Raw genomic sequence first — 25,242 nt, forward strand, 5'->3', positions numbered from 1 at the left:
AACTCCAATTATTACAGTAATGTCAGAGGTAAAATGATATCCGCAATGGTGCCGGCTACGTCGCGTAAATTGGTCACATCTGAGTCGTAGCAGGCAACCGCATCATTGGGCATTAAATAGGGATTGATTGCTTCCCGGTTAGGGTTTCTTACCAGCTCTTCAATAGAACGTTCAATAACCTGGGTTTGCTGCGTTAACGGATTGACGCTGACTAACACTACCTTGCGGGGAGCATTGGTCCACTGTTTGCCGCCGACACAGTTAGCGGAAATGGCAGATTGTAATAAACGTGTACCGTATGGCATGCTGCTTGAAAAATTGCCTATTGCTGCATTTGAGTTGCTGCCGGCCGAATCGATCAAATTAGACATAAACACACGGAAACCTTTAGGTGTTATCTGACTTGGTCTGACCAGATTGGATTGAAAACAGCCCGTTGTAGGGACGATTATTCTGTCTCCGGCAATAAGCGGATAATCTTTGACCGGCGCGCCGGTTAAAATACCCGTCATGTCCGTTTCAATCCGCCATCCTTTACGGATCAAAATCACCTGATCCAGTTTTGCGTCAGGGCGCACACCGCCTGATGCTCTTAATGCCTCGGACAATAATCGTTTTGTTGAATAATCACCAAAAGCATCAGTCACTTGCTCAAGTTTGCTGGTCGGACGGGGGTCATTAATCAGCACTCGGCCGGGATTAAATACGGCGCCGGATACCGATACTTCAATTTCAGACCAGTTCAATACCTGAACTGATACATTTGCCGTTGAAGCTTTAAATATTTCCCCTTTGATCAAGGCGATGGAGATTTTTTCAGCAACAATATTGCTCGGTAAACCCATTACGTTTATCGGCGCTAATAAGGGGATGGTTAACAAGCCCTGACTGCTGACTACATAGTTGCCGTTAAACCCTTCACCGTTTTCTAAGCTGACGGAAAGCATATCGCCGGGACTCAAACCGCTCAAAGAGGTTTGTCCATTGATGGTCGGAAAACTGGCGGGTTGATTGTCAGTTAATTTTATCGGCTCCCCGGTGATGTAGTGCTCAGGTGCCGCAAAATCCTGGTACTGTTCGCACTGCTTGGCCGTGGCAAAAACATGCAGAGCCGAGCTTTGCTGGCTGACCTGCGTGCCTGTTGCGTTGTTTTTGCCGTAAAAGTCGGGCTGTGAATGCTCGGGAGAGTGAAGCGAATCTGTCTGGGTGCAGCCGAGCAGCAGAGCGGGCAGTAAGAATAAAACAAGATTTTTAATTTTTATAACAGCCTTAGCTTTGCCTGTAGCAGCAATCCTATGGAGACAAGATGTGTTAATTGTTTTCATTATAAAATCCTTGTTATCAATATGTTTTATTGTTTAATTAAGATTACTCCTGTTAATTAAGCAACTAACGTGCCATGTAACTAATAAAATTTTATTAACAACTTAACCATCTGAAATGTAAGTGTAATTTATTTAAAAAGAGAGGGTGCATGGGCAATATTCTGCCGGCAGGGCGGTGTCTCAACGGTGATGAGTCGGACATTTGCATTTTGCAAAGCATTCTAATAATTCCTGCTGTCCCGAGATGGCCACGCATATTGCAAAATCTGATTAAACTTTAATAAGCCCCCTTGGCACCAAGCACCGCGGGAATGGTGGCCAGTAAAATTTTCAGATCAAATACAAATGACTGCTGTTTAATGTATTTTAAATCCAGCGCAATCTGCTCGGCAAAGCTGGTGTCGGCTCGTCCGGATACCTGCCATAAACCGGTTAATCCGGGCTTGCAGCCTAAGCGTTTAAATTGCTGGCGGTTATACTGATAACTTTCACTGGCCAGTGCCGGTCTGGGGCCGACTAATGACATATCCCCAAGCAGCACATTAAAAAGCTGGGGAAGTTCATCAATGGAGTATTTACGAATGAATTTGCCAACCTTGGTTATCCGCGGATCGTCGATAAATTTTTTGCAGATACCCTCGCGGCTGCTTTGCTTAAGATCCGGTTGTTTATAGCGCTTATCACCGGCAACAAACATAGAGCGAAATTTGTAAAACTTAAAATGGCGGCCGTTTTCGCCAATTCGGGTCTGTGAAAAGATGACTTTACCCGGACTTTCCAGATAGATACATAAGGCGACAATGGCTAACAAAGGGGCTGCAATGGTTAACAAACACAATGCTGAAATTTGTTGTAACAGCATAGGGATTCCTTTTTGCGGGTTTATGTTAGCCTTAGTTGATCTATTGCAGTCAGCAGTGGCTAAGTTTAATCCCCGCGCTTCCTGAGAAATAGCACCAGAGTAAGTTAATTGTTCTTTGGTTGAAAACGGTATTGATAAATTCATTTTAAGCCTCGTATATTGTGATCTTTAAAGTGTTTAACTTAAGTCAGTTTGCTGAGTTAACTGCGGCAAAACTTTTTCATCGGAAATGGGGCGGGTTACCCGGTTTAATAGGTAGGTTCTGATTAAGAACAGCGGGTTACCAAGCACATAGCGGTTAAATTTTTTCTGCGGCTCCTGCATTAACCGGTACAACCACTCCAGACCTAAGTTTCTAAGCCAGAGCGGCGCGCGGGGCATATTGCCGGAATAAAAATCCAATAAACCGCCTACCGCAAGCGCCGTTTTGCAGCGCAGTAGATCGGCATTTTCTGCTAACCAGGCTTCCTGTACAGGAGAGCCCAGTCCGACCAGCAAAATATCCGCCTCTGAGTGATTGATTGCGGCGATAATGTTGCCGTTCTCCTGCGGGTTAAAAAAACCATGCTGGTGGCCGGCAATGATCAATCCCGGATAGCTTTTCTTAAGTGATTGGGCAGCTTGTTTTGCCACGCCGGGAGCCGAGCCTAAAAAATAAATGGATTTTTGCTCTTTAGCGGCCTGACGGCAAAGTTCCGGCAGCATGTCGGTACCATTGACGTTATCCAGCAGAGGATCACCAATATGTCTGGAAGCCAGGCGCATGCCGCAACCGTCGGCAAACAAACAATCGGCTTTTTTAAGGGTTTGATAAAATTCAGGCTGTTTAAAACTCAGATTAATGGAATGGGCATTAATAAAAAATGCCAGTCTGGTTTTGTTAGCTTGTTCAGCAGGTCCGGTTTCAGCGCGACGGCTAAAACGTTGCGTTACTACCCAGTGAATGGCTTTGTCCATAGATACGTTATTGATCGGTAAATCAAATAAGCGGCAGATTTTTTCGTCATAAGGATTAGTCTGCTTATCCGTAGCGCGGTCGTTGCTGCTGTTTAACCTGGCGGACAGTTTAGCGGTGAATCCCCGCTGCTTTACCTTTGTGTTAAATGATAGGTTGGTCATCTCTTTACCTCTGCATATTTTGAATGAAATAGCTAAGTCCTGTATTGGGAGATAAAGCAATAACCGTTCCAATTTTTTATTGTCAATTAAAACAATAGGTTAATGGTTTTTAAGGCTGTTTTTATCGCAAAATGAAAATATTATTTGCAAATTTTTTTCATTTTGAAAATCGTTGTTGGCAGATGTGATTAGCGCGGCTAAACGGGGGAAATGGTAAATGAAGAATGCAGTTGCAGGGGATTGGCTTAATCGGTGATGCCAATTCTAAGCTGTCTTGTTGGCCAAAATGCCGCGCTTTATATTTACAGAGCGGTGTTCTCCTCACTTAACTCCCTTTTTGCAAAGTAAGAAAAGCGCTGTGCCACGCGGGAAATATTTCGCAACTTGCAAAAGTCAGCAAGCAGTAAAATTGCAGAAAATACCTCAGGGCAAGGGCTGCAGGCCTGTTTTTAAACCTTGGCACGCTCATTGCTTTGATACCTTTGTTCAGCAAAGGAGAGAGCATGAGCACAAATACGTTAATGTTTACCATCGCCTTAAATGGCTATCACTGGCAGTACCGCAAGAATATTCAAAGCCAGCGTGATTATGCGGCCCGTCATGGTTACCGTTATGTTGTCGTGGACCGTCCGCTGCTGACCTCCTTAGGGTTAGAGTGTGCGTGGCTGAAAATTGCGTTGATGTTAGAAGCGTTGCAAGCAAATTATGACTGGGTGTTGTTTGTTGATGCCGATGCAAAGATACAACCCGGAGCCCCTAGAGTGGAAACTCTGGCAACAGCGGATAAGTCCGTTTTTATCGCCCGGGGTTACAGCGGCCGGATCAATTCCGGCGTGTTGATTGCGCAGCAGAGCCACAGCGCAACAAGCTTTTTTCGTGATGTACTGGAAAATATGGAAAAACCTCTGCCTGAGTGCGACAGCGTCGGTTGGGGAGAAAATGGCCATATTATTCATTACGCGCATCACAAAGCATTTATCAAAGTGATCTCCAGCCGCTGGAACAACAACAGCGATCCGCATATGCAGGATTATATTCGCCATTTCAGCGCGGGGCCGCTGCGTGCACTTTTTCAACCTGCGTGGTATGACCGTTTTTTATTCTTCGCCAGCCGGTTTTTACTGGCAGTTGGCAAACACAGCGGGCTTATACGCAATGTCAAAAAGCTCAGTCTGGCGCAGCGCCTTGCAGGGCTTGTTGACCAGGCTAAGAGCCATCATCAGGAGTTTTCCTGCCCATCTTTTCCTACTTTAGAAACTGGAGTTTGATATGAAACTGCCATCAATATTTGCCGCTATCACGCTGACCTCTATCAGCCACAGTGTTTATGCACAGCCCTTTAGTGATTGTCCCTCGGAAGCCTACCTGATTCAGGGCCGCGTTGCACAGCTTTATGGTGTGCAGCTGGCAACGGGACACTACCAACTGTTATCTGAGGAGATGGGGACAACGGGGCAACTCAATGCATTCGCATTCAACTTCCATGATAATTATCTGTATGCCTATAGTCAGGAGTTTTCCACCGTAGTACAAATCGGCGATGATTATCAGGTCACTCCCTTGAATGTCAGCGGAATACCCGCAACCAGTTTTTACGTTGGTGATATTGCCGTGGATGAAAATGTCTATTACAGCTATCGACCCGGTGCGAATTATGGTTTGTACCGTTTGCCACTTGACAGTGATGATCCCGATTATCTGCAGATGTCGAAAGTGATTGACGGCGCTACGCTTAACCTGAAAATTTATGATATGGCTTTTCACCCCTTTGACGGCGCGGCTTACAGTGTCGACCGAAATGGTGAGTTATACCGTATTGATGTGAACAGCGGCAGTGCAACAAGTTTGGGTAATGTGGGGCAAACAGGTACTTTTGGCGCGGTTTATTTTGATGTTGAAGGCACCCTGTACCTGAGTCGCAATGCAGATGGTTATGTTTACAGAATTGCCATCGATGATCCCGAGCCTCGTGCTGAATTATACGCGGCAGGCCCTTCATCAAGTAACAATGACGGTGCCCGCTGCGCTATGGCGCCGATTATTGGTGACCTGGATCAAAACATTGATTTTGGTGATGCACCGGACAGTTACGGTACACTGCTCAGCAGTAATGGTGCCCGTCATGGTCTGCTCGGCAGCAGCGTCTATTTAGGTGCAGCAGTCGATGGTGAAAGCGACAGTTATCTTTATCCGCTAAGTGATCAGGAGGCCGGCTCTGCTGACGAAGACGGTGTTAGTTTTATTACTAATATTGAAGTCGGTACAAAGGCTATTACCCAGATTACTGCAGCTGGCGATGGCTACCTGAATGCGTGGATCGACTGGGATCAAAATGGTGAATTTGAAAGTGATGAGCAGATTTTTTCCCAGAAAGCGCTGAGCCAAGGCGTGCATGCTCTTTATTACGATGTGCCTTTCAGAGCGCTAACCGGTGAAACCTGGGCGCGTTTTCGCTACAGCAGTGAACCCGCACTGGAGGCTAATGGCGGTACAGATGATGGTGAGGTTGAAGATTATCGTATTGAGATTAGCGAGTCCGGGGACGCCACAACCTACTACCCGAGCGAGAGCGGCTGGTCAACGCTGGCCTATGAAGACAACTGGCCAATGGTAGGGGACTACGATATGAACGATCTGGTGGTCTATTACCGGACGGCAGTATCGACAAAGAATAATGAGATTGTGCGGGTGCAGTTGATCGGTGAGGTGGTTGCCATGGGGGCTAACTATGCCAATGGATTTGCCATTCATCTGCCGGGTATCGAGCGCGCCGACGTAAACGAGCAGGATATTGAGTTTCTTATCAACCGCAGGGTGCAGACCAATTCTCCCCTTGAAGCGGGACGCCCTGAAGCCATTTTGATGGTCTCAGATAATGTAACCGACTACATCACTCCGGGAGAAGGCTGTAAATTCCACCGCACCGAGAGCGGCTGCGGTTCCTCTGTGCAGATGAGCTTTTCCATCTCTGTGCCTATGGTCTCAGGGGTTACTACAAGTGAACTCGCTGCACCACCCTTTGATCCCTTTATATTTGCCAGTCCCGATGATCAGGTTAGCGGCAGACCCGGGCGCAGTTTGGAAATTCACCTGAAAAACTATCCACCCACCTCGGCGTTTGATCAGAGTCTGTTAAATCAGGGGGATGATATGTCGGACAGCGCAACTGAGCAGTATTTCCAAACGGAAACGGGTATGCCCTGGGCACTGCATATCGGTAATGAATGGCGCTATCCACTGGAGTATATGGATATTATCTACGCCTATCCAACATTCCCTGACTATGTAAAAAGCGCAGGTGGTGAAGCAGGAGATTGGTATCTGGATATCAATGCAACCTTAAGAAATACCTTTGATAAATAAGGAAAGAAGATGTTTTTGAATAAAAAAAGTAAGTACAGCGCGTTGATTATTATAAGTTTCTTCCTGTTTGCCTGCGGTGGTGGGGGTGGTGGAGATAGCACTTCGCAATCTGTTGATTCAGATACCGTTGTGCAGAGCAGCGCAAGTGAAGAAACAGCATCTCAGACAGCCAGCTCTGCCGTTGCGCTTGAAAGCAGTAGTGAACAAGTGGTCACGCGCGCTGCTGATTTGAGCGTGCCTGCGGGCTTTGATTTTTCGACTGGTTATCCGGTGTATTTTTCTGCATCGCTTGCACAGCGAAACAGTGAAACTGTGTTTATTACGCTGTGCTCTGAATATACACAAACCGGCGAGGAGTATGATGTCGATTACCAAAGTTGTCTTCTAAAAGTCTCGGTGACCGATGGTTTCTTTTCCGAAACGCTTTTCCTGACCAATGACAAACAGGCGCTGGTGGCCGTTTTGTGGTTTTTTGACGGCTCAGATCCGCTATATATTCCATGGACTAAGGATGGCAATCAGGATGGTCTGCAGCAGTTCAGTATCAGTCAATAAAAACCTGCTGTGATTGACCGGCAACGCGGATTTTTATCTTCAGGGTCCAGATAAAAAGCGCGATTGCATTTTGCAAACACTCCCATAGAAATTCTCGTTCTGCAATAAAACGATAATTTTGAAGCCCGCTGTGCATAAAACACAGCGGGCTTTCTCTTTTATACTTGTTGCATTGGATGCAGGCACAATGCATGCAAAGCGGCTAATCTTTCCTCTGCGTATATTATCAACTTCATCTTTAAATAAAACTGGCACCTTTCTTGCTTTTATATTTGTTAAATGACAATTACTTTATTGAGAAGCAGATGAAAGTAAACATCCTAAATAACAAGCTGCTGGAAAATCTGGCGGCGAGTTATCAGCAACATTTTGCCAGGCTTATTAAAAACGCCCTGTGGCTGCTGAGTTCCGAAGTGCTGGGTAAAGGTTCTAGGCTGCTGACTATTATTGTTCTGGCGGCAATCTTAACACCGAGCCAGTATGGCAGTGGTATGCTGGCCTTAGCCTGTCATGACATTCTGCGTTTATTACTTCGCTCGGGAGCAGGTAATCAGGTGATAAACTGCAGTGAAGAGCAGTTACCCGTTATCGCCAAAAATGCCATGTCTCTGCAATGGCTAATGTGCATTTTATTAATCATTCTGCAGCTGCTGCTGGCGCAAGTTGCTTCACTGTACTTCGCTAACCCCGACGTTGCCCAGCTGTTGACGGTAATGGCCGTCAGTTACGCGCTGTTTCCGCTGGTAAGCGTTCGGGTGTTTTTATTACAGCGCAACAATAATATGGCTTTTGTTGGTCTGTGCAGTGGACTTTGTCTTCTGATAGAAAACTTAAGCATAGCAGCATTGGTTTTTATCAGTGAAGATGTGATGGCCATTGCTTATGGCAAAATCATTTTTTCTATCGCCTGGTTAATCATATTCAGTTTTGCACCCAGTAAAGATTTTGCTATTGGTTTTGACTGGGAAGTGATTAAAAAACTGCTCAGCTCATCATCGAAAATGATATTTGCTGAATCCGGCAAGGCTCTGCAGCAGCATCTGGATCTGTTTTTTGCTGCGAAACTGCTATCACCAGAATCATTTGGCTTATATAGCTTTGCCAAAAGTGCGGGTATTGGATTGAGTCAGTCGTTAAATAGCGCTTTCAATAATGCGCTCTATCCACAACTGTGTAAATTTAACCGCGACGGTCATTTTGAGCACCGTGTCCGCAATATTTATTGGCTGACCTTGTTGGTATCCAGTGCATTTGTTGCTCAGGCGGGTGCCGCTTTTTTCTACATCCCTTTATTGTTTGCAGACAGCTGGACGGCAGCGATTCCGGTGAGCAGCATTTTATGTCTCTCTGCGTGCGCGACATTGTTTGTGGATGTTAAATGTAACATGTTAAGAGCACAGCGCTGTTATTCATGTGAAAATTTCATCCGCCTTTTTACCTTAGCCATCTGCATGACCGGTTTGTTGATTTATCAGCCGGAGTCTCCAATTGCACTGGCATCTGCCATGTTGATTCTTGCGGGGATATCCCTCGCGATTTTTTTACCTATTAACCGTTTTCATCACAACAAGCCGGCACTCAAAAATGCCTGATGCCGGTACGTTCATGTTTATTCGTTCTTATTTTACTGAGGTTACAAAATGTCTATTAGTTTGAATATCACTCACGGTGCAACGGCACCACAAGTTTCTGTTGTTATTCCAATGTACAACGTTGCAAAATATATCACTCGCTGTATTAGCTCTGTATTGCTGCAGAGTTTCAGTGATTTTGAAATCATCTGTGTGGATGACGGTTGCACTGATAACACCCTTGAATTACTTGCCGCATTTACAGATCCGCGGATAACGCTTATCCGGCAAGCCAATCGTGGTTTAGCGGGAGCGAGAAATAGCGGCATCAATCAGGCAAAAGGCGAGTATATTGCTTTGCTCGACTCGGATGATTTTTGGCATAAAGATAAACTGAAAATGCACGTTGCCCACTTAAATAACAATTTGGATGTCGGGATCAGTTACTGCCCGTCGCTATTTGTCGATGAAGATGACAACCCGCTCGGTATTGGGCAATTTCCTAAACTCAAAAATATTACTCAGCGGGATATCTTTTGCCGCAACCCGATAGGTAACGGCTCTGCCCCAGTTATACGCCGAGCCATGTTAACTGACTACTGCAGCAGCCTGGAAAATAATAGCGCCGGCGGTGTCGATAAGGAGGCAGATAGCTTATCGCGAGTAGAATATTTTAATGAGCAGTTAAAACAGTCTGAAGATATCGAACTTTGGACTCGGCTTTGCCTGAACAGTGCCTGGAAGTTTGAAGGAATAGCACAGCCGTTAACCTATTACCGGGTAAATGAAAACGGCCTTTCGAGTAATTTAGAAGCGCAATTTACGAGCTGGAAAACGGCAATGGGATTTAATCAACAGCAGCACCCTAAACTTTTTGAACATTATTATGAATTGGCTAAAGCTTACCAATATCGCTATTTTGCAAGACGCTCAATTCAGTCCGGTGACAGTAAGCAAGCGTGGTTTTATATCAAAGAAGCATTAAAAACCAACAGCAGTATTCTCCTGCAGGAGCCGGGCAGAACCGTTAATACACTGCTTTGTGCCGCGCTGATAAAAATTATGCCGGTGCAGTTTTATAAAAGCATCGAGCAGATTGCTATGGCAAGCATAGGTAAATTTAATCAATTGGCGAAAGGATAATACAGTTTATAACCATTTTTTACGTTTGAAATAAACAAGCAGGGAAACGGGAATGGTAATAAAAGCGATCCACAGAATTGGATATGCCCATTTCCACTTCAATTCCGGCATATAATCAAAATTCATACCGTATATGCCGGTCAAAAAGGTTAAAGGGATAAAAATAGAAGCAAATACAGTTAGCACCTTCATAATTTCGTTCATTTTATTGCTTACACTGGAGATATAGATATCCAATAGGCCGGTTAATATATCTCTATATAACTCGATGGACTCCATGACGCGTATGGCATGATCATGCACATCTCTGAGGTATACATGGGTTTTTTCATCTATCAGCTCGGACTCACTGCGCAGCATTTCCGAGAGTAGCTCTCTGACCGGTGAAACATGTCTTCGGATACCAATGATTTCTCTTTTTAGTTTTTGGATCTTATTGAGCGTATTTTGTGTTGCAGGAGAGGTTAATAATTTATCTTCAAGGGACGTAATGGCTTCATCCAGTGAGTCGATCAAAATAAAATGCTGATCCACAACCGTATCCAGAATGGCATAGGTCAGATAGTCTGTCCCCAAATTTCTTAACCGTCCTTTGCTGGTTCTGATACGCTGCATAACCGGGTGAAGCAGTGCATCTTTTTTTTCTTTGAAGAGAAAAACAAAGTTATCGAGCAGGAGAATACTTATCTGTTCATAATTAACGGTAAACTGCTCACCTTCAGGCAGCAGACATTTAAGCACAATATAAAGATGATCATCATATTCTTCAAATTTAGGCCGCTGGTGGGTATTGAGAATATCTTCAAGTACCAGATGGTGAATACCAAATGCTGCGCCAATCTGTTCTATTAGAGAAACATTGGTTAAACCCTCGATAATCACCCAGGTGACACTGTCATTATCTTTGTATTCAAGTATCTCTTTTACGGATTGGATTTCCAACTCGTTAATCTTGTCTTTATTGTAATCAATCAGAGAGATGCTTGTCTTTGATTCGAGAACATCGCCGACATGAATAAGCGAGCCGGGTGGTAACCCCCGCTTTTCGGAAGGAGTGCGCATTGATTCAATCATTTATTGGTCCTCAATAATCGCCATTCTTTTTGCGGCTGAAAATTTTTTCTCCGGGGAATTCGGGACGATGTTTTCTATTCTGTTGCTTTTTTACATGTAACGACCAGTACAACCTCGCTTACTTCCTTCATCTTCGGCCAGGCAAAGTACCCGCCCCTTTGCGGCGATGCGGGAGAGCTCTGAGTTAAGAAAGTCATTTACCTTCGTTCCATATGCAAAGCCTTTTTTCGTTGTATTTTTGATCACATCGGCGCTACTCCTTTACCTGCTCAGATCATAAAAATAACAGTAAAGTGCATTTAATAAACATTCAACATATTGTTCTTTTTTTTATAACAGATTGATTAAATTGAGCGGTATGTCGATGTATTGAAGGATAAACAGCGGAACGCATTTAATGCATAAAAGCGCCGCACGGCACTTGCTCTGCGGTAGGTCAACTGGTTGTGATTGGAAGAGTTAAACTAAATAGACGATTCCATCGTCTATTTAGTTTATTTTCTTGATGAAATATAGCTAGATTGGTAGAGTACGCTCCTTCATCTCTTTATTCGCTATTATTGGAAAACTTTCATGTTTAAAATGTTCCGAGGTATGTTTTCTAACGATCTGTCGATCGATTTAGGAACTGCAAACACACTTATTTATGTAAAAAATCAAGGTATCGTATTAGATGAGCCTTCCGTTGTTGCAATCCGTTTAGACAAAAATGGTGCAGGTAAAAGTGTTGCTGCTGTTGGCCATGACGCAAAACAGATGTTAGGTAAAACACCCGGTAATATTCAGGCTATTCGCCCGATGAAAGATGGCGTTATTGCCGATTTTTATATCACTGAAAAAATGCTGCAGTATTTTATCAAGCAGGTGCACAACAATAGCTTTTTACGTCCCAGCCCACGCGTTTTAGTCTGTGTGCCGTGCGGATCAACACAAGTTGAACGTCGTGCCATTCGTGAATCGGCACAGGGCGCGGGTGCGCGCGATGTATTTTTGATTGATGAACCCATGGCCGCCGCGATCGGTGCCGGTATGCCAGTTTCCGAGGCAAAAGGCTCAATGGTGGTGGATATTGGCGGTGGTACAACGGAAGTGGCCGTTATTTCTTTGAACGGTGTGGTGTATTCTGCTTCAGTGCGTATTGGCGGTGATAAATTTGATGAAGCGATTATTAATTATGTGCGCCGCAATTATGGTTGCACCATTGGTGAAATTACCGCTGAACGTATTAAACACAGTATTGCGATTGCTTACCCGATTAATGAAATAAGAGAGATTGAAGTCCGTGGTATGAATGTTGCTGAAGGCGTGCCTCGCAGCTTTACCCTGAACAGCAATGAGATATTAGAAGCCCTGCAGGAGCCATTAAGCGGAATCGTTTCGGCGGTTATGCTGGCACTGGAAAAAACACCGCCTGAATTGGCAGCTGATATTGCTGAAACCGGGATGGTGTTAACCGGTGGTGGGGCATTATTATGTGAATTAGACCGTCTGCTTGCAGAGGAATCAGGCATCCCTGTGATTGTTGCTGACGATCCCCTTACCTGCGTGGCGCGTGGCGGCGGTATGGCACTGGAAATGATCGACACCTATGGTAGTGATCTGTTTAATGCCGATTAATAACCTGCTTAATAATAGTTTTTAATCTTTTTAAGGGCTATCTTGGACAGGGCTAACGAAGTCTTAGTTTAGTTATTCATTGGGTTGCGATTGAGTCGTTCAACTCAATGAAACCTGATATTATCTAACTTCGACAATATATCAGATGGGGCAGTTCTTGGTGAATACTGTTATTATTATGACTTTTCCTAATTAATTTGCAGCCATGAAAAAAATTTTTACGCGCGGTCCATCATTTTTATTAAGGCTATCCATCGTGGTAGTTTTTTCGATTTTTCTATTTATTGCAGATGGAAAGTTTGATCTGTTTGCCTCATCCCGTATTTATTTAAACTCTCTGGTTAGCCCGGTGCAGTATGTTGCTGATGTGCCGCAAAAATTATTCAGTGCTGTCTCTGATAACGTAATGACTCGTCATGAGTTAAAAGCGCGTAATCAACAGCTAGAAAAGGATAACCTGCATCTTAAAGCTGACCGTCTGCTACTCACGCAATTAGAAAATGAAAATAGACAGTTACGCAAACTGCTCAATTCAGAGCGAACATTTACTAATAAACGCATGATAACCGAAGTGATGAGCTTACGATCCGATCCTTTTACCCATCAGGTTTTGATCGATAAAGGTGCCGCGCACGGTGTTTATGTCGGCCAGCCGGTGATCAATGAAGAGGGGGTCGTCGGGCAAGTTTCTCAGGTCGGCAGCACAACCAGCCGGGTTTTATTGATTGTTGACGTAAGCCACGGGATTCCGGTTCGTGTTCAGCGTAATGATCTTACCGCCGTGCTCCACGGTAGTGGTGACTGGAACAAACTCAATGTACCTTTTGTGCAGAGTAATGCGGATTTGCAGGAGGGCGATCTGCTTGTCACTTCCGGTTTGGGCGGGCGTTTTCCGGCGGGTTACCCGGTTGCCCGCGTCAGTCATTTTAACTATCAGGAAGGCGCGCTTTATGCTGATGTCAACGCAACACCAGTCGCTCATTTAGACAGAAGCCGCTATCTGTTATTATTATGGAATGATCATCACTATAAAGAGTCTGATTTGCCGCGTAATCTCTCCATCGCCGCTGCGTCATCACAACCCTCTGGTTCACCGGCAGAAAATGATGCAGAGACTGTTTCAGATCTGCTCAAAGCTGCAGAAACAGAAAAAAAATCTGCACCACCGGAATCTGTGAATGTCGCTACTGAGTAATTATTTTGTCATCTATATGACCTATTTTGCCGGTTTAGTCTGTGCTATTTTTCCTCTGCCGAGCATCCTCAATGCCTTTCGTCCTGACTGGATGATTCTGATTATTTTTTATTGGGTGCTGGCATTACCACACCGGGTCAGTATAGGTCATGCTTTTATTCTCGGTGTCATATTTGATCTTTTATTAGGTTCGACATTAGGCATGCACGCGTTGTTATTTTCGTTATTAGCCTACATAGTAATCACCAATTACCAGCTTTTTCGTTATTTTACTATTGTTCAAACAACGCTGATAGCGGGACTGTTTTCTTTGTTCTCTAAACTGATCCTGTATTTGATGGCATCTGGTTTACAGGATATTATTTTGCATAAGTCTTATTTCTGGTCTGTATTCAGCTCGATGCTGATTTGGCCATGGTTTTTTCTTATGCTGCGTTTCATTCGTCTCCGCTTTAAGGTCGTATAATCATGGCATTTTCTATTTACCTTGCGTCGAGTTCGCCTCGCCGTCGTGAACTTCTTAGCCAAATTGGGGTCTCATTTGACCTGGTACCTGCTGTAATAGAAGAAGTACCGCAAGCGGGCGAATCGGCGCAAGATTATGTTTTACGCTTAGCTTTGCAGAAAGCTCAGGCGGGGTTTGCAAATAGTAAGCGGAAAAAGCCGGCCTTAGGTGCAGATACAATAATTACCATAGAACAAAAAATATTAGAAAAACCGCGCGATAAACATCACGGGGAAGAGATGCTGAAATTATTGTCCGGACGTACCCATCATGTATTAACCGCGGTAGCATTGTGGCAGGACGGATATTCAAAAAGTGTCCTGGTTAAAACGGAGGTAAGCTTTAAAAAATTGAGTGACCGGGAGATTTCTGACTACTGGCAATCCGGCGAGCCGATTGATAAAGCCGCAGGTTACGCTATTCAGGGAATTGCTGGAAAATTTATTACCAATATTTCGGGTAGTTATAGCGGTGTTGTCGGACTTCCCCTTTTTGAAACAGCCGAGCTTATTAAAACGTTTATAAAAGAGGTAAATCAGCACCGTTAAATGGTGACTTTTTACTTTTTTTTGTAATAAAGGCACTGTTTGTTAATCATCCTGATTGCTGACTGCAGCTGCGTTTAATGAGCTCATTTTATAACTGGATCCTTCTTCTTTGATCTGCAGCCTTTTTTAAAATTTTTTTTTGTATATAGTATTTTCTTGTTGGCCTTTATGGCGTTGTTTTTGATTAAGAAAGCGTTAAGCTTTACCTCGGTGTCGACTCCAATTGTTTAAGCTGCCATTCAGAGATGAAATAAAGTATTTATACCCAAACCGTTTATAGATGCAATAAACGGTTTGGGTATAAATGACTGCTTAATATTTCGATATTAGATATTATCCGGCACAAAAATTATGAAAGAATTTTAAAGGAAGTAAAAAAGAATGTCCGTTGAATTATTAATGAATATTACGCCAACAGAAACGCGGGTTGCGTTGGTTGAAGGCGGAGTATTGCAAGAGTTACATATAGAACGTCAGGCGACCAAAGGTATTGTTGGTAATATCTATAAAGGTAAAGTGAGCAGAGTATTGCCAGGCATGCAGGCTGCCTTTGTCGATATTGGTTTGGAAAAAGCGGCCTTTTTACACGCTTCAGATATAGTTCCCTTTACCGAGAGTCTTACCCATTCTGAAAAAGCGAAGTTTAAAGCTGCTGATATCGCGCAACTGGTCCGTCCCGGCCAGGATCTTATGGTGCAGGTGATTAAAGATCCACTTGGCACAAAAGGAGCCCGTCTGACCACCGATATTACCGTGCCCTCCCGTTATTTGGTTTTTATGCCCGGCAGCCGGCATGTGGGCGTTTCACAACGTATTGAAAGTGAAAAAGAGCGTGCACGTTTAAAGAAAATCACCCAAGGGTGTTGTGAAACTGAACTGGGTGGTTTTATTATCCGCACAGCTGCGGAAGGGGCGCCTGAAAATGAGCTGGTGAATGATGCCGCCTTCCTGCTGCGTGTTTGGCGGAAGGTATTGACGCGTCGCCAACGTCCAAAAAATAAAAACAGATTACTTTACCGTGATTTGGGACTGGCATTTCGTATCCTACGGGATTTTGTCGGCGGGGAGATAGATAGAGTCAGGATTGATTCGAAACTCAATTATAAGCTAATCAAAGAGTTTACCCATGATTTTGTTCCTGAACTTGAGGATAAAATAGAGTGTTACCGCGGTGAAAGTCCTATTTTTGATCTCTTCGATGTCGAGAATGAAGTGCAACGTGCATTGGAGCGCAAGGTAGAGTTAAAATCCGGTGGTTATTTAATTATTGATCAGACAGAAGCAATGACCACTGTTGATATCAACACCGGCGCTTTTGTTGGTCATCGAAATCTTGAAGAGACGATATTTAATACTAATATTGAAGCCACGCAGGCGATTGCCCGGCAATTACGCTTACGTAACTTAGGCGGCATTATTATTATCGATTTTATCGATATGCAGTCAGTTGAACATAGACGTCGCGTATTTAGCAGTTTAGAGCAAGCCCTGGCAAAAGATCGCGTTAAAACCAGCCTCAATGATTTTTCACCCTTAGGGTTAATTGAAATGACCCGTAAGCGCACCCAGGAAAGTTTGGAGCATATTTTTTGCGGCGTGTGTGAACAGTGTAACGGCCGTGGTTATGTTAAAACTGTCGAAACAGTATGTTACGAGGTGTTACGTGAAATATTGCGGGTTAACCGTGCTTATAAGGTCGACCATTTTGTCGTCTATACTTCACCGGCTGTTGCCGAGGCGCTACAGGGTGAAGAGTCCCATAACTTAGGCGAACTGGTCTTGTTTATGTCAAAAGAGGTTAAAGTACATGCCGAGCCTCTTTACGGACCGGAGCAGTTTGACGTGATAATGATGTGATGTGATGGGTTGTTTTGTGCAGCTCCGAAATTACACTGCTGTTGTGCATGACTGCCTCTCTATTATTCCGTGTTGCAGGTAGATAAATTGAAACATTCCATTTTCAAGTGGTTAAGACGGTTCTATGCATTAATTGCTGTTAAACTGTTTATTTTGGCCGTGCTGCTAACCGTAGTGCGTATTTTATTTGTCCAAATCGATGACTATAAGAGCTATGCAACACAATGGTTAGCAGAAGAATACAATTTAAATCTAGCCTTTCGCGATGTTTCTGCCGGCATTGATTTCTCAGGATTAATGCTAAATGTCAGCGATGTTGAGCTGATCGATGCTGTTGAGATACCCTATCGGCTTAAGCTCGATCACCTGTTTATTTATCTGAATTTTTGGCAGAGTATTACAGAACAAGCGCTGGTGTTTAACCGGATATCGGTGCAGGGGGCTGATATTACTGTTAAATCCCCCCGGGAAAATACTCACAATTCAGAAACTTCGTCTATCACTCTGGCTTCCCTGCAAAAATTATTGTTGGTGCAGCTGAGCAAGGTTGGCGTTAAGGACAGTCAAGTCCATTTTAAAGACCACCTTGGGCGTAATAAAACCATTGTTATCGAAAAATTAAACTGGGTAAACGAAGAGGGGCGTCATCAAGGCACCGGTTATGCGTCAATTCCCAACAGCATAGATAATAGCTCATTAGATTTTGTGGTGGATTTAGTCGAACAAAATGAAAACCCGACAGCCCTTTTATTAGGGAAGCTTTATGTTGAGGCCGAAAATTTCAATATTGCCCCCTATTTAAATGAGCGAGTCAATAAAAATGCACAACTTTTTGATGCAGTATTAGGTTTCAAAGCGTGGGCTGAATTCTCATCTAACTCGCTGCGCGCACTGCAATTGCAATTAAATAATACCCGGTTGAATTGGGTACAATTAGGCCAAACCCATCGCTGGCAGATAAACAGCGGATTACTGCAGTTTACAAACAGCGGTAATGCGTGGTTATTAGACAGTTATGATCTTGATATCACACATAATCAAAAAAAATGGCAAGGCTTTAATATCAGTGCTCACGGCGATCCGGCGCATGCTTATTTTGAATTTGATGAAGTGAACGTTAAAGAGTTAATGCCTTTCTATTTATTACATTCTGATTTGACAGAAGATAAAATGGAATCTCTGCTCGCTGTTGATATTCAAGCTCAGATCGATGATTTAACACTGCTTAAAGACAGTGCAGATGAAGTGCATTTTACAGCGCACTTAAGTGAGTTTAACAACCGGCCTCATGGCGCAATACCGGGCATAAGTAATGCGCAGATTGAGGTTGTCGGTGCTAAACCTAAAGGTCAGTTGAATATAACCTTGCCCGAGCAGAATATCTATTTTGACGGGCAATTTAGCCGGGAGATGCCGGTGCAGAGTGCGCAACTTGATCTGCGCTGGCTGCAACTCGAAAATGGATTAAAATTATTCAGTGAGCAAAGTACATTCAATACCCGCGATCTTAATACCACGACTGAGTTTTCACTGTTTTTTCCAAATCAACATGCGCAAAATACAAGTCCTTTTCTGAGTTTATATACTTATGCAGATCTTAATGATGCAGGCAATGCACAATATTATTTTCCAATCAAAGCGATGGGCAAAAATGTCTTTAATTACCTGCAGCCGACTTTAAAAAAAGGACAGGTAAAGGGGGCTAAGATATTGTGGTATGGGGCGTTAAATCAATACCCCTATCAAGGCAACAACGGTATCTTCCAAGCCTGGGTACCATTACGGGAGTCTCAATATGATTTTTATGGTAATTGGCAGGGGCTGACTAACCTGGATTTAGACCTTTTATTTGAAAATGACCGGTTGACCATGAACGCACATAAAGCATCATTAGGCGATGTAGACGTCGCCGGGCTTAATGCCGGTATCGATCATTTAAACCGCAAGGGCATTTTAACTATTAATGCCGATATTAGTGACGATGCACAAAAAATCAGTGACTATTTAAAAGCTTCTCCCCTTAAAAACAGCATCGGCAAAGCTCTCTCGGTGATTGAGGTGCAAAAACAATTACAAGGGGAATTACAACTGACCATTCCTTTTGAACGTGAAAAGCAGAACACTGAAACGCGCGGACGGGTTAAGCTGGCCAATAATAATATAAACCTGCACTTAGCCGAAAACATACTCCTTCCCTTAAAGGATGTGCAGGGTGAGTTTAGTTTTATCAACGGTAATTTAATTGCGAATAATCTTGATGCGCAGCTCCTGGAGCAGAAGGTACAGATCTCCTTCAATAGCAAAGAGCAGCAGGAGCGTTATCAAGTCACGGCGAATGTAGCCGGGGACTGGTCACTGGATAAACTGAAAAACGGACAGAACTGGCTGAATCCGCTGCCCATTTCAGGGCCGTTGGATTGGACGGCGAAGGTCAACTTTACACACCTTCTGTCGGGCGGTTATCAGTATAATGTTGCTTTCAATTCGACAACACGGGGGATCACTGTTGCTCTTCCTCTTCCCCTGGAGAAAAATGCACTGCAGTCCTGGCCGACCGAAATTGTTGTTTCAGGAGATGAGAATAACACTGCTGTTGTGGGCACAATAAAAAACAAATTATGGCTGAGAGGCGGGTTTGACTATCAGCAAAAACAAAAAAGTACTCCTTATTTTCAGTTAAATATCGGCAAGGATAGCCCCTCAGTTAGCAATAAAAATAAGCAATCAGTTAACCTGAGTCTGGATAGGCTGGATATCACCCGCTGGTATCAGCAGTGGCAACGCTACAGTCAGCAGAGAGACAGTCTTAAAACAAATAAAACAACAGATTCAGAGAGTCGCGGGCTTGTTGCGCTGGATGAAATAAATATTGCGGTAAAAAAGGTCAGGTTATTTTCACAACCTATCAATAATTTAGCCATATCAGCTGTTAACGATGGTAAAAAATGGGATGCGACGGTTAACTCGAATAAATTACAAGGCTCGCTGCAGGTCTATGATGGTGAACCAATACGTGTTGATGCTGATATTAGCAAGTTGAATTTCCAATCGATGAATTTATCCAGGATTAATGCGCACCAGACTGCTGAACAGGAGATTAGCTCAGCAAAGCGTAATTTATTAAAAGAGTATCCGGAAATACTGTTAAGTTGTTTAGAGTGTATCTATGGCGATATGAATTTTTCGCCATTGCATGCTCATATCTTTCCAAGTGCGAATAATCTGAATATTAATTACCTTAAAATCGGAGATGAACAGGAACTCACTGAAATATCTGGTGTTTGGGATCAGAAAAAAACAAATTTGATTGTCAAAAGTGTCGGCAATGGGAATTTGGATATTGTTAAAAGACTCGGTTATAGTAGTCCTGTGATTCATTCTGAGTCTGAGTTAAGTGGCGCTGTAAATTGGATTGGAGCACCCTGGCTTTTTAATCTGGCTTCCTTAAATGGTAGTTTTTCAGCAACATTAACAGACGGTGCGATTACTGAGGTAAATGACAACGGTGCGCGATTGTTAAGTATTTTCAGTCTTGACGGGATCCGCCGCACCCTGAACAATGAATTCAATAACGTATTTTCCAAAGGTTTTAATTTTGACCTGCTCAAGTTTTCGGGCGATATCACTGACGGTATTGTTAAAAATGATGATTTTTATTTAAACGGCTCTGCCGGGAAAATTTCAGGCCGGGGATTGATTGACCTGCCAAACTATGACACTAATTATCGGCTTAGTTACAGCCCCGCGGTGACCTCCAGCCTGCCGGTTTTAACCGCATTTGTCATCAGTCCGTTAAGCGGCGCGGCGGTGTATATGTTAAGCAAACTGTTAGAACCTGTTGTTGAAACCATTGTTCGTGTTGATTTTAGCGTCAAAGGTGCGTTGAACAACCCGGAGGTCAAACTGACCAATAGACTAAAAGGGAAAATAAAACTACAGAATAGTGCTGTTTTAGAGCAGATGAAGGGCCTTAACAGTGAGAATGGTAGTGAATAATGGCCTGCACACCGCTGCTTACCACGCTATAGAGTAAATTTTGGACATATTAACGAGGAACAACCAGATGTTTAATTTATCTGCAATACAGATGGTAAGTGGCAGTGATCCAAAAGAAAATTTAGCGCAATTAAAAAAATTATTAGCGGCATTGTCTCCCGCTTCCGGGCAGTTAGTCCTGCTGCCTGAAAATGCTCTGTGTATCGCAAATAAAGGGAGTTATCTCGCGTTATCTGAACATTTAGGCGATGGTTATTACCAGGGGCAGTTAAGCGCTTTGGCAAAACATTATCAATGTTATTTAGTCTGTGGTAGTTTCCCGATTAAAAGTACAATAGCGGATAAAATATTTACCACTTGTCTGGTGTTTTCACCGCTTGGTGAATTGATTAGTTATTACCATAAAATCCATCTTTTTGATGCACAGGTTCCCGATAAGACAGGGCTTTACAAAGAGTCCGATGCTTTTGTTCCCGGTCAGGAAGTTAAATTATTTGACTTTGATGGCGGGAAGGATTCTGTAAAAGTCGGATTAACTATCTGTTACGATTTACGTTTTCCTGGGTTATTTCAAACATTACGCAGCCGCGGAGCGGCAGTTTTACTGGTACCGGCCGCGTTTACGCAAACTACAGGACAAGCTCACTGGTTACCTTTATTACAAGCGCGGGCAATCGAAAATCAGTGTTATATTATTGCCGCTAATCAGGGAGGCGAGCATCAGGGTGGGCGTCAGACCTATGGCCATTCAATGATAATTTCCCCCTGGGGTGAAGTACTTAAACAATTGAAGTATGGTGAGGGCAGTATTCAAAGCTCCTTTGAAAAATCATCTTTAGAAAAAATTCGACTAGCTATGCCAATACTTGCGCATAACCGTTTTACATATACCAATTTGATTAATTAAATGCTCTATTTAGACCAAGAAAAAATGGATGAAAGCAAGGCATTGGTTGCAGCAACCAGTTGTTCTAAGTGTACAAAATCGTATGGAACGATTTTGAGCAGTTTTAGCTGGCGACAAAGTGGTGAAGAACCGGACGTTCTGAATCAAATCAATGGCAAAGACTAAAACGTAGTTTTATGTCTGGCTGGCATCCATTTTAACCAGTATAAATGAGTAGATAATCAGTCGGATTAGTATTAACCAGCTTTTACAAGCTTAGAGGATATATCAATGTCTTTCGATAAAGTATGCGAACGATTTTTAGCACCAGCACAATTACAAATTAGCGATTTAGAATCTCAGCTTGCTTGCCTGAATACCGAACAGATCGATTATGCAGATTTTTATTTTCAATCAAGCCGTCACGAATCATGGCTATTAGAAGACGGAATAGTCAAGGATGGCAGTTATAATATCGAAAAAGGGGTTGGAATTCGCGCCATTTCCGGTGAAAAAACCGGTTTTGCCTACTCAGATCAGATTTCCTTAAAAGCCATTAGTGATGCGGCCGGTGCAGCAAAAAGCATTGTAAAAAGTGGTCAGGAAAAACAGGTCAAGCTTATTATGCCAACATCTGCGCCATTAATTTATGGCCAGTCCGATCCCCTGCTAAGTTTATCCAGGGAAAAAAAGATAGCCCTGTTAAAACAAGTTGACCTGTTTACCCGCGCCCTGGATCCTTCGGTTACGGATGTCACTGTCTCATTAAATGCTGTTTATGAAGAGATTCTGGTGGCAGCAAGTGATGGCACCTTGGCGACGGATATTCGTCCGTTAGTGCGCTTTAGCTGCTCAGTTTTAATTGAAAAGAAAGGTAAACGCGAGCGCGGTAGTGCCGGCGGTGGCGGCCGTTTTGATTTGGACTATTTTACCGATAGCAGTGAGGGCGAAGCGTTGGCTTTTGGCTATGCGCGCGCAGCTGTTCATCAGGCATTGATCAATATTGAGGCGATCGATGCACCGGCGGGTTCGATGCCGGTGATCGTCGGTGCCGGCTGGCCGGGGGTCTTATTGCATGAAGCAGTAGGGCACGGCTTAGAAGGGGACTTTAACCGCAAAGGTTCATCGGCGTATGCGGGATCTATCGGTCAGCAGGTGGCGTCAAAACATTGTACGGTTATTGATGATGGCTCGATTAAGGATCGCAGAGGCTCTCTTAATATTGATGATGAAGGCACTAAAACCCAACGTAATGTATTGATCGAAAAAGGCGTATTAAAGAGCTACATGCAGGATAAATTGAATGCGCGATTAATGGGGGTTGCGCCTACCGGAAATGGCCGCCGGGAATCTTATGCCCATTTGCCCATGCCGCGGATGACCAATACCTTTATGCTTAATGGTGACTATGAGCATGAAGAGTTAATTGCAAGTGTTAAAAAAGGTATTTATGCGCCTAACTTTGGTGGAGGGCAGGTGGATATCACCTCCGGAAAGTTTGTTTTCTCAGCTTCTGAAGCCTATCTTATCGAAAATGGTAAAATCACCACACCGATTAAAGGCGCTACTTTGATTGGTAATGGTTTTGACGCGATGCAGAAAATATCCATGGTGGCTAATAATATGGCACTCGATCCAGGCGTTGGTGTATGCGGTAAAGAGGGACAAAGCGTACCTGTCGGGGTGGGTCAGCCGTCAGTAAAAATAGATCAATTGACTGTAGGTGGCACCAATTAAAAAACTATAATAATTATTACTTTCTCTGTAGCTCTGCTCTTGTTATATAATTAATAAGGGCAGCCTATTTACTTAGGCAAAGTAAGGGCGGATTATTATTGGCAGTTGCTCTTGTTGATTGTCTGCTTTTTGGCTTTCTCGCGACGGCTGAATATTGAATTTATTCCCTTCTGTTTTCGTTATTATGTTGGCTGAAGCATTATGTATTACGGCGAAAAACTCAATAGCATAACGCATCTGGTTGGTACTGTTTTGGCACTGATTGGTTTTGGTGCACTATTAACCATCAGTATTCAGGCAGACAATTGGCGGATAATGCTCAGCTTCACTGTCTTTGGTGCTACTCTTATTCTGCTTTATACCATGTCCACCCTGTATCATAGTCTGCATTCTCCCGGACTTAAAAAAATATTTCAGAAACTCGATCACATCTCAATTTATCTGCTTATCGCCGGTACCTATACGCCGTATATGCTGGTTTCGTTACCTGATAGTAACGGTTTTATCATGCTGATATTGATCTGGGGATTAGCTGTTGTCGGTTTATTAGCGGATATTTTTATTGCCGAACGCATTGAATGGTTACAGGTAGCTATTTATCTGCTGATGGGCTGGGTGTGCACATTTAATTATGCGGAGTTACAAGCGGCTATGCCAAGTGCCGGTATTATCTGGTTGACGGCCGGGGGCGTGGCTTATACAGCGGGGATCCTGTTTTATATTCTCGATCACCTTAATAAACTCACTCATGCCCACGGTATCTGGCATCTGTTCGTGTTATCCGGCTCTATCTGCCATTTTATCTCTATTGCCGCCTATGTCAGATAAGCTCTAGCGGGTGAATCTCTGAATAAGCAAGTAGCCTGCAGAAAGAGAAATGTTGTCGGCATTTCTCTTTCGATAAAATTATAAACAAACAGGTTTCAGATAAATAAACAGATCTTTTGCTGCCTTGGCGGGCTTTTCTAATTTCTTTTCTTTATTTGCCTGACGTACAAAGTGACGCAGTTTTTGCCGGTCAAGTTGCGGGTACTCCAGTAACAGCTCTTCTATTTTACTGTTGCCCAGCTCAATTAACTGATCTCTTAATAACTCTAAGTTTTGTGTTGCATGGGTTAGCTGCTGATGTTTATTGTTGAGCTTATCAAGCGTGCTTTGTATCGCTTCTGTATCTTCCGTTCTTAATACTTTACCGATATATTGTATTTGACGGCGCAGCGCTTCATGCTTGCCGCTGATTTTATGGGCAACAGAAATAGCATGGAAAAGCGATTCACTGCCGGGTATCTGGGCGAGTTGTTTTTTATTTAATTCAACTAATTCACGTCCAATTAATTTCAGAGCCTCAGCTTCACGTTTAATTTGAGATTTACTGATTTCATCTTCAGCAACTTCTACAACTTTTTTATTCATAAATTTATTTTCTATCACGGTTAAAGGGTATAATTACGCACATCATAACATCATCGCAGGAAGGTTGCTTTAAAGCATGTTATTCTATACCCATGTTACTTCAAGATGCAAAATCAGCAAGCCAAATTGTTTTTAGATGCTAGACATAAAATTGAAGTATAGTCACCCTACATTGATATTTTATAACGACGCAGATGAATACAATTTGGCTTGCCCTAAGGGGGCTCAGCTCGGAAACCAGTATTGCGTTACAGCATTCGATAAGGGAACACCATTATCCTCATGCTGAGCCTTATTCTGCTCTCCGAGCTGACTCCTGATAAAGCATCTTGAAGTATCATGAGCATATTATACGTGAACGATTTTAAAATGCAGTACGCCTGCGATGTACTCCGGTGTTATTAATCATAAATTACAAAGCGTCACTGTTGTTAACTGGTTTAATAAGATCATAATTTTCCTCTCATATTTTATTT

General features: G+C 43.3%; 21 protein-coding genes. 15 read left to right on the plus strand and 6 right to left on the minus strand.

Annotated elements, in window-relative coordinates; translation table 11 throughout:
* Window positions 1-11: 11 nt before the first annotated feature.
* The 3 genes from ABZA00_RS00130 to ABZA00_RS00140 form a co-directional block, all read right to left on the minus strand.
* Entirely contained in the window at window positions 12-1,325 is a 1,314-nt protein-coding gene (locus tag ABZA00_RS00130; RefSeq protein ID WP_372880106.1) for a polysaccharide biosynthesis/export family protein, read from the minus strand.
* Between the two features lie 277 nt (window positions 1,326-1,602).
* Complete coding sequence (locus ABZA00_RS00135) at window positions 1,603-2,187, minus strand: sugar transferase (protein ID WP_372880107.1); 585 nt, start codon at window positions 2,185-2,187, stop codon at window positions 1,603-1,605.
* Between the two features lie 177 nt (window positions 2,188-2,364).
* Window positions 2,365-3,306 carry a WecB/TagA/CpsF family glycosyltransferase gene (locus ABZA00_RS00140; RefSeq protein ID WP_372880108.1) on the minus strand — a complete coding sequence of 314 codons (942 nt, stop codon included), beginning with the start codon at window positions 3,304-3,306 and terminating at the stop codon, window positions 2,365-2,367.
* Window positions 3,307-3,809: 503 nt separating this feature from the next.
* On the opposite strand from ABZA00_RS00140, the gene ABZA00_RS00145 reads away from it, so the two are divergent.
* The 5 genes from ABZA00_RS00145 (at window position 3,810) to ABZA00_RS00165 (ending at window position 9,938) form a co-directional block, all read left to right on the plus strand.
* Window positions 3,810-4,574, plus strand: a complete 765-nt coding sequence (locus ABZA00_RS00145; RefSeq protein WP_372880109.1) for a hypothetical protein — start codon at window positions 3,810-3,812, stop codon at window positions 4,572-4,574.
* Between the two features lies 1 nt (window position 4,575).
* Window positions 4,576-6,669 (plus strand): LruC domain-containing protein, encoded by a 2,094-nt coding sequence (locus tag ABZA00_RS00150; RefSeq protein ID WP_372880110.1) that lies wholly within the window; start codon window positions 4,576-4,578, stop codon window positions 6,667-6,669.
* 9 nt (window positions 6,670-6,678) lie between these two features.
* Window positions 6,679-7,224 (plus strand): hypothetical protein, encoded by a 546-nt coding sequence (locus ABZA00_RS00155; RefSeq protein WP_372880111.1) that lies wholly within the window; start codon window positions 6,679-6,681, stop codon window positions 7,222-7,224.
* 305 nt (window positions 7,225-7,529) lie between these two features.
* Window positions 7,530-8,816: an oligosaccharide flippase family protein gene (locus tag ABZA00_RS00160; RefSeq protein ID WP_372880112.1), complete on the plus strand. Its 1,287-nt coding sequence runs from the start codon at window positions 7,530-7,532 to the stop codon at window positions 8,814-8,816.
* 48 nt (window positions 8,817-8,864) lie between these two features.
* Window positions 8,865-9,938 carry a glycosyltransferase family 2 protein gene (locus ABZA00_RS00165; protein ID WP_372880113.1) on the plus strand — a complete coding sequence of 358 codons (1,074 nt, stop codon included), beginning with the start codon at window positions 8,865-8,867 and terminating at the stop codon, window positions 9,936-9,938.
* A gap of 6 nt (window positions 9,939-9,944) precedes the next feature.
* Here ABZA00_RS00165 and corA read toward each other — a convergent pair whose 3' ends face one another.
* Both corA and ABZA00_RS00175 read right to left on the minus strand, forming a co-directional pair.
* Window positions 9,945-11,012: a magnesium/cobalt transporter CorA gene (gene corA / locus ABZA00_RS00170; RefSeq protein ID WP_372880114.1), complete on the minus strand. Its 1,068-nt coding sequence runs from the start codon at window positions 11,010-11,012 to the stop codon at window positions 9,945-9,947.
* A 90-nt stretch (window positions 11,013-11,102) separates the two neighbouring features.
* The gene (locus ABZA00_RS00175; RefSeq protein WP_372880115.1) at window positions 11,103-11,258 is read right to left on the minus strand and encodes a hypothetical protein; all 156 of its coding nucleotides are present in this window, start codon (window positions 11,256-11,258) and stop codon (window positions 11,103-11,105) included.
* A 327-nt stretch (window positions 11,259-11,585) separates the two neighbouring features.
* Between ABZA00_RS00175 and ABZA00_RS00180 the strand changes: the two genes are divergently transcribed.
* From ABZA00_RS00180 to ABZA00_RS00225, 10 genes are all read left to right on the plus strand, one after another.
* The gene (locus ABZA00_RS00180; RefSeq protein WP_372880116.1) at window positions 11,586-12,629 is read left to right on the plus strand and encodes a rod shape-determining protein; all 1,044 of its coding nucleotides are present in this window, start codon (window positions 11,586-11,588) and stop codon (window positions 12,627-12,629) included.
* Between the two features lie 205 nt (window positions 12,630-12,834).
* A complete protein-coding gene (mreC, locus tag ABZA00_RS00185) occupies window positions 12,835-13,824 on the plus strand; it encodes a rod shape-determining protein MreC (protein WP_372880117.1) in 990 nt (329 codons plus the stop codon).
* Window positions 13,808-14,290 carry a rod shape-determining protein MreD gene (gene mreD / locus ABZA00_RS00190; protein ID WP_372880118.1) on the plus strand — a complete coding sequence of 161 codons (483 nt, stop codon included), beginning with the start codon at window positions 13,808-13,810 and terminating at the stop codon, window positions 14,288-14,290. The genes mreC and mreD overlap by 17 nt, the downstream gene beginning before the upstream one ends.
* Window positions 14,291-14,292: 2 nt before the next feature.
* Window positions 14,293-14,877 (plus strand): nucleoside triphosphate pyrophosphatase, encoded by a 585-nt coding sequence (locus ABZA00_RS00195; RefSeq protein ID WP_372880119.1) that lies wholly within the window; start codon window positions 14,293-14,295, stop codon window positions 14,875-14,877.
* Window positions 14,878-15,258: 381 nt separating this feature from the next.
* On the plus strand, window positions 15,259-16,734 hold the full coding sequence (rng, locus tag ABZA00_RS00200; RefSeq protein WP_372880120.1) for a ribonuclease G: 1,476 nt from the start codon (window positions 15,259-15,261) through the stop codon (window positions 16,732-16,734).
* A gap of 87 nt (window positions 16,735-16,821) precedes the next feature.
* Window positions 16,822-20,730: a YhdP family protein gene (locus tag ABZA00_RS00205; RefSeq protein ID WP_372880121.1), complete on the plus strand. Its 3,909-nt coding sequence runs from the start codon at window positions 16,822-16,824 to the stop codon at window positions 20,728-20,730.
* Between the two features lie 67 nt (window positions 20,731-20,797).
* Window positions 20,798-21,637 carry a carbon-nitrogen hydrolase family protein gene (locus tag ABZA00_RS00210; protein WP_372880122.1) on the plus strand — a complete coding sequence of 280 codons (840 nt, stop codon included), beginning with the start codon at window positions 20,798-20,800 and terminating at the stop codon, window positions 21,635-21,637.
* On the plus strand, window positions 21,638-21,802 hold the full coding sequence (locus ABZA00_RS00215; RefSeq protein ID WP_372880123.1) for a hypothetical protein: 165 nt from the start codon (window positions 21,638-21,640) through the stop codon (window positions 21,800-21,802).
* 105 nt (window positions 21,803-21,907) lie between these two features.
* A complete protein-coding gene (gene tldD, locus ABZA00_RS00220; RefSeq protein ID WP_372880124.1) occupies window positions 21,908-23,353 on the plus strand; it encodes a metalloprotease TldD in 1,446 nt (481 codons plus the stop codon).
* Window positions 23,354-23,554: 201 nt separating this feature from the next.
* Window positions 23,555-24,181 carry a hemolysin III family protein gene (locus ABZA00_RS00225; protein ID WP_372880125.1) on the plus strand — a complete coding sequence of 209 codons (627 nt, stop codon included), beginning with the start codon at window positions 23,555-23,557 and terminating at the stop codon, window positions 24,179-24,181.
* Window positions 24,182-24,259: 78 nt separating this feature from the next.
* Here ABZA00_RS00225 and yjgA read toward each other — a convergent pair whose 3' ends face one another.
* A complete protein-coding gene (gene yjgA, locus ABZA00_RS00230) occupies window positions 24,260-24,766 on the minus strand; it encodes a ribosome biogenesis factor YjgA (RefSeq protein ID WP_372880126.1) in 507 nt (168 codons plus the stop codon).
* Between the last annotated feature and the right edge of the window lie 476 nt (window positions 24,767-25,242).

The organism is Psychromonas sp. (genome assembly GCF_041586535.1).
Lineage (GTDB): Bacteria > Pseudomonadota > Gammaproteobacteria > Enterobacterales > Psychromonadaceae > Psychromonas.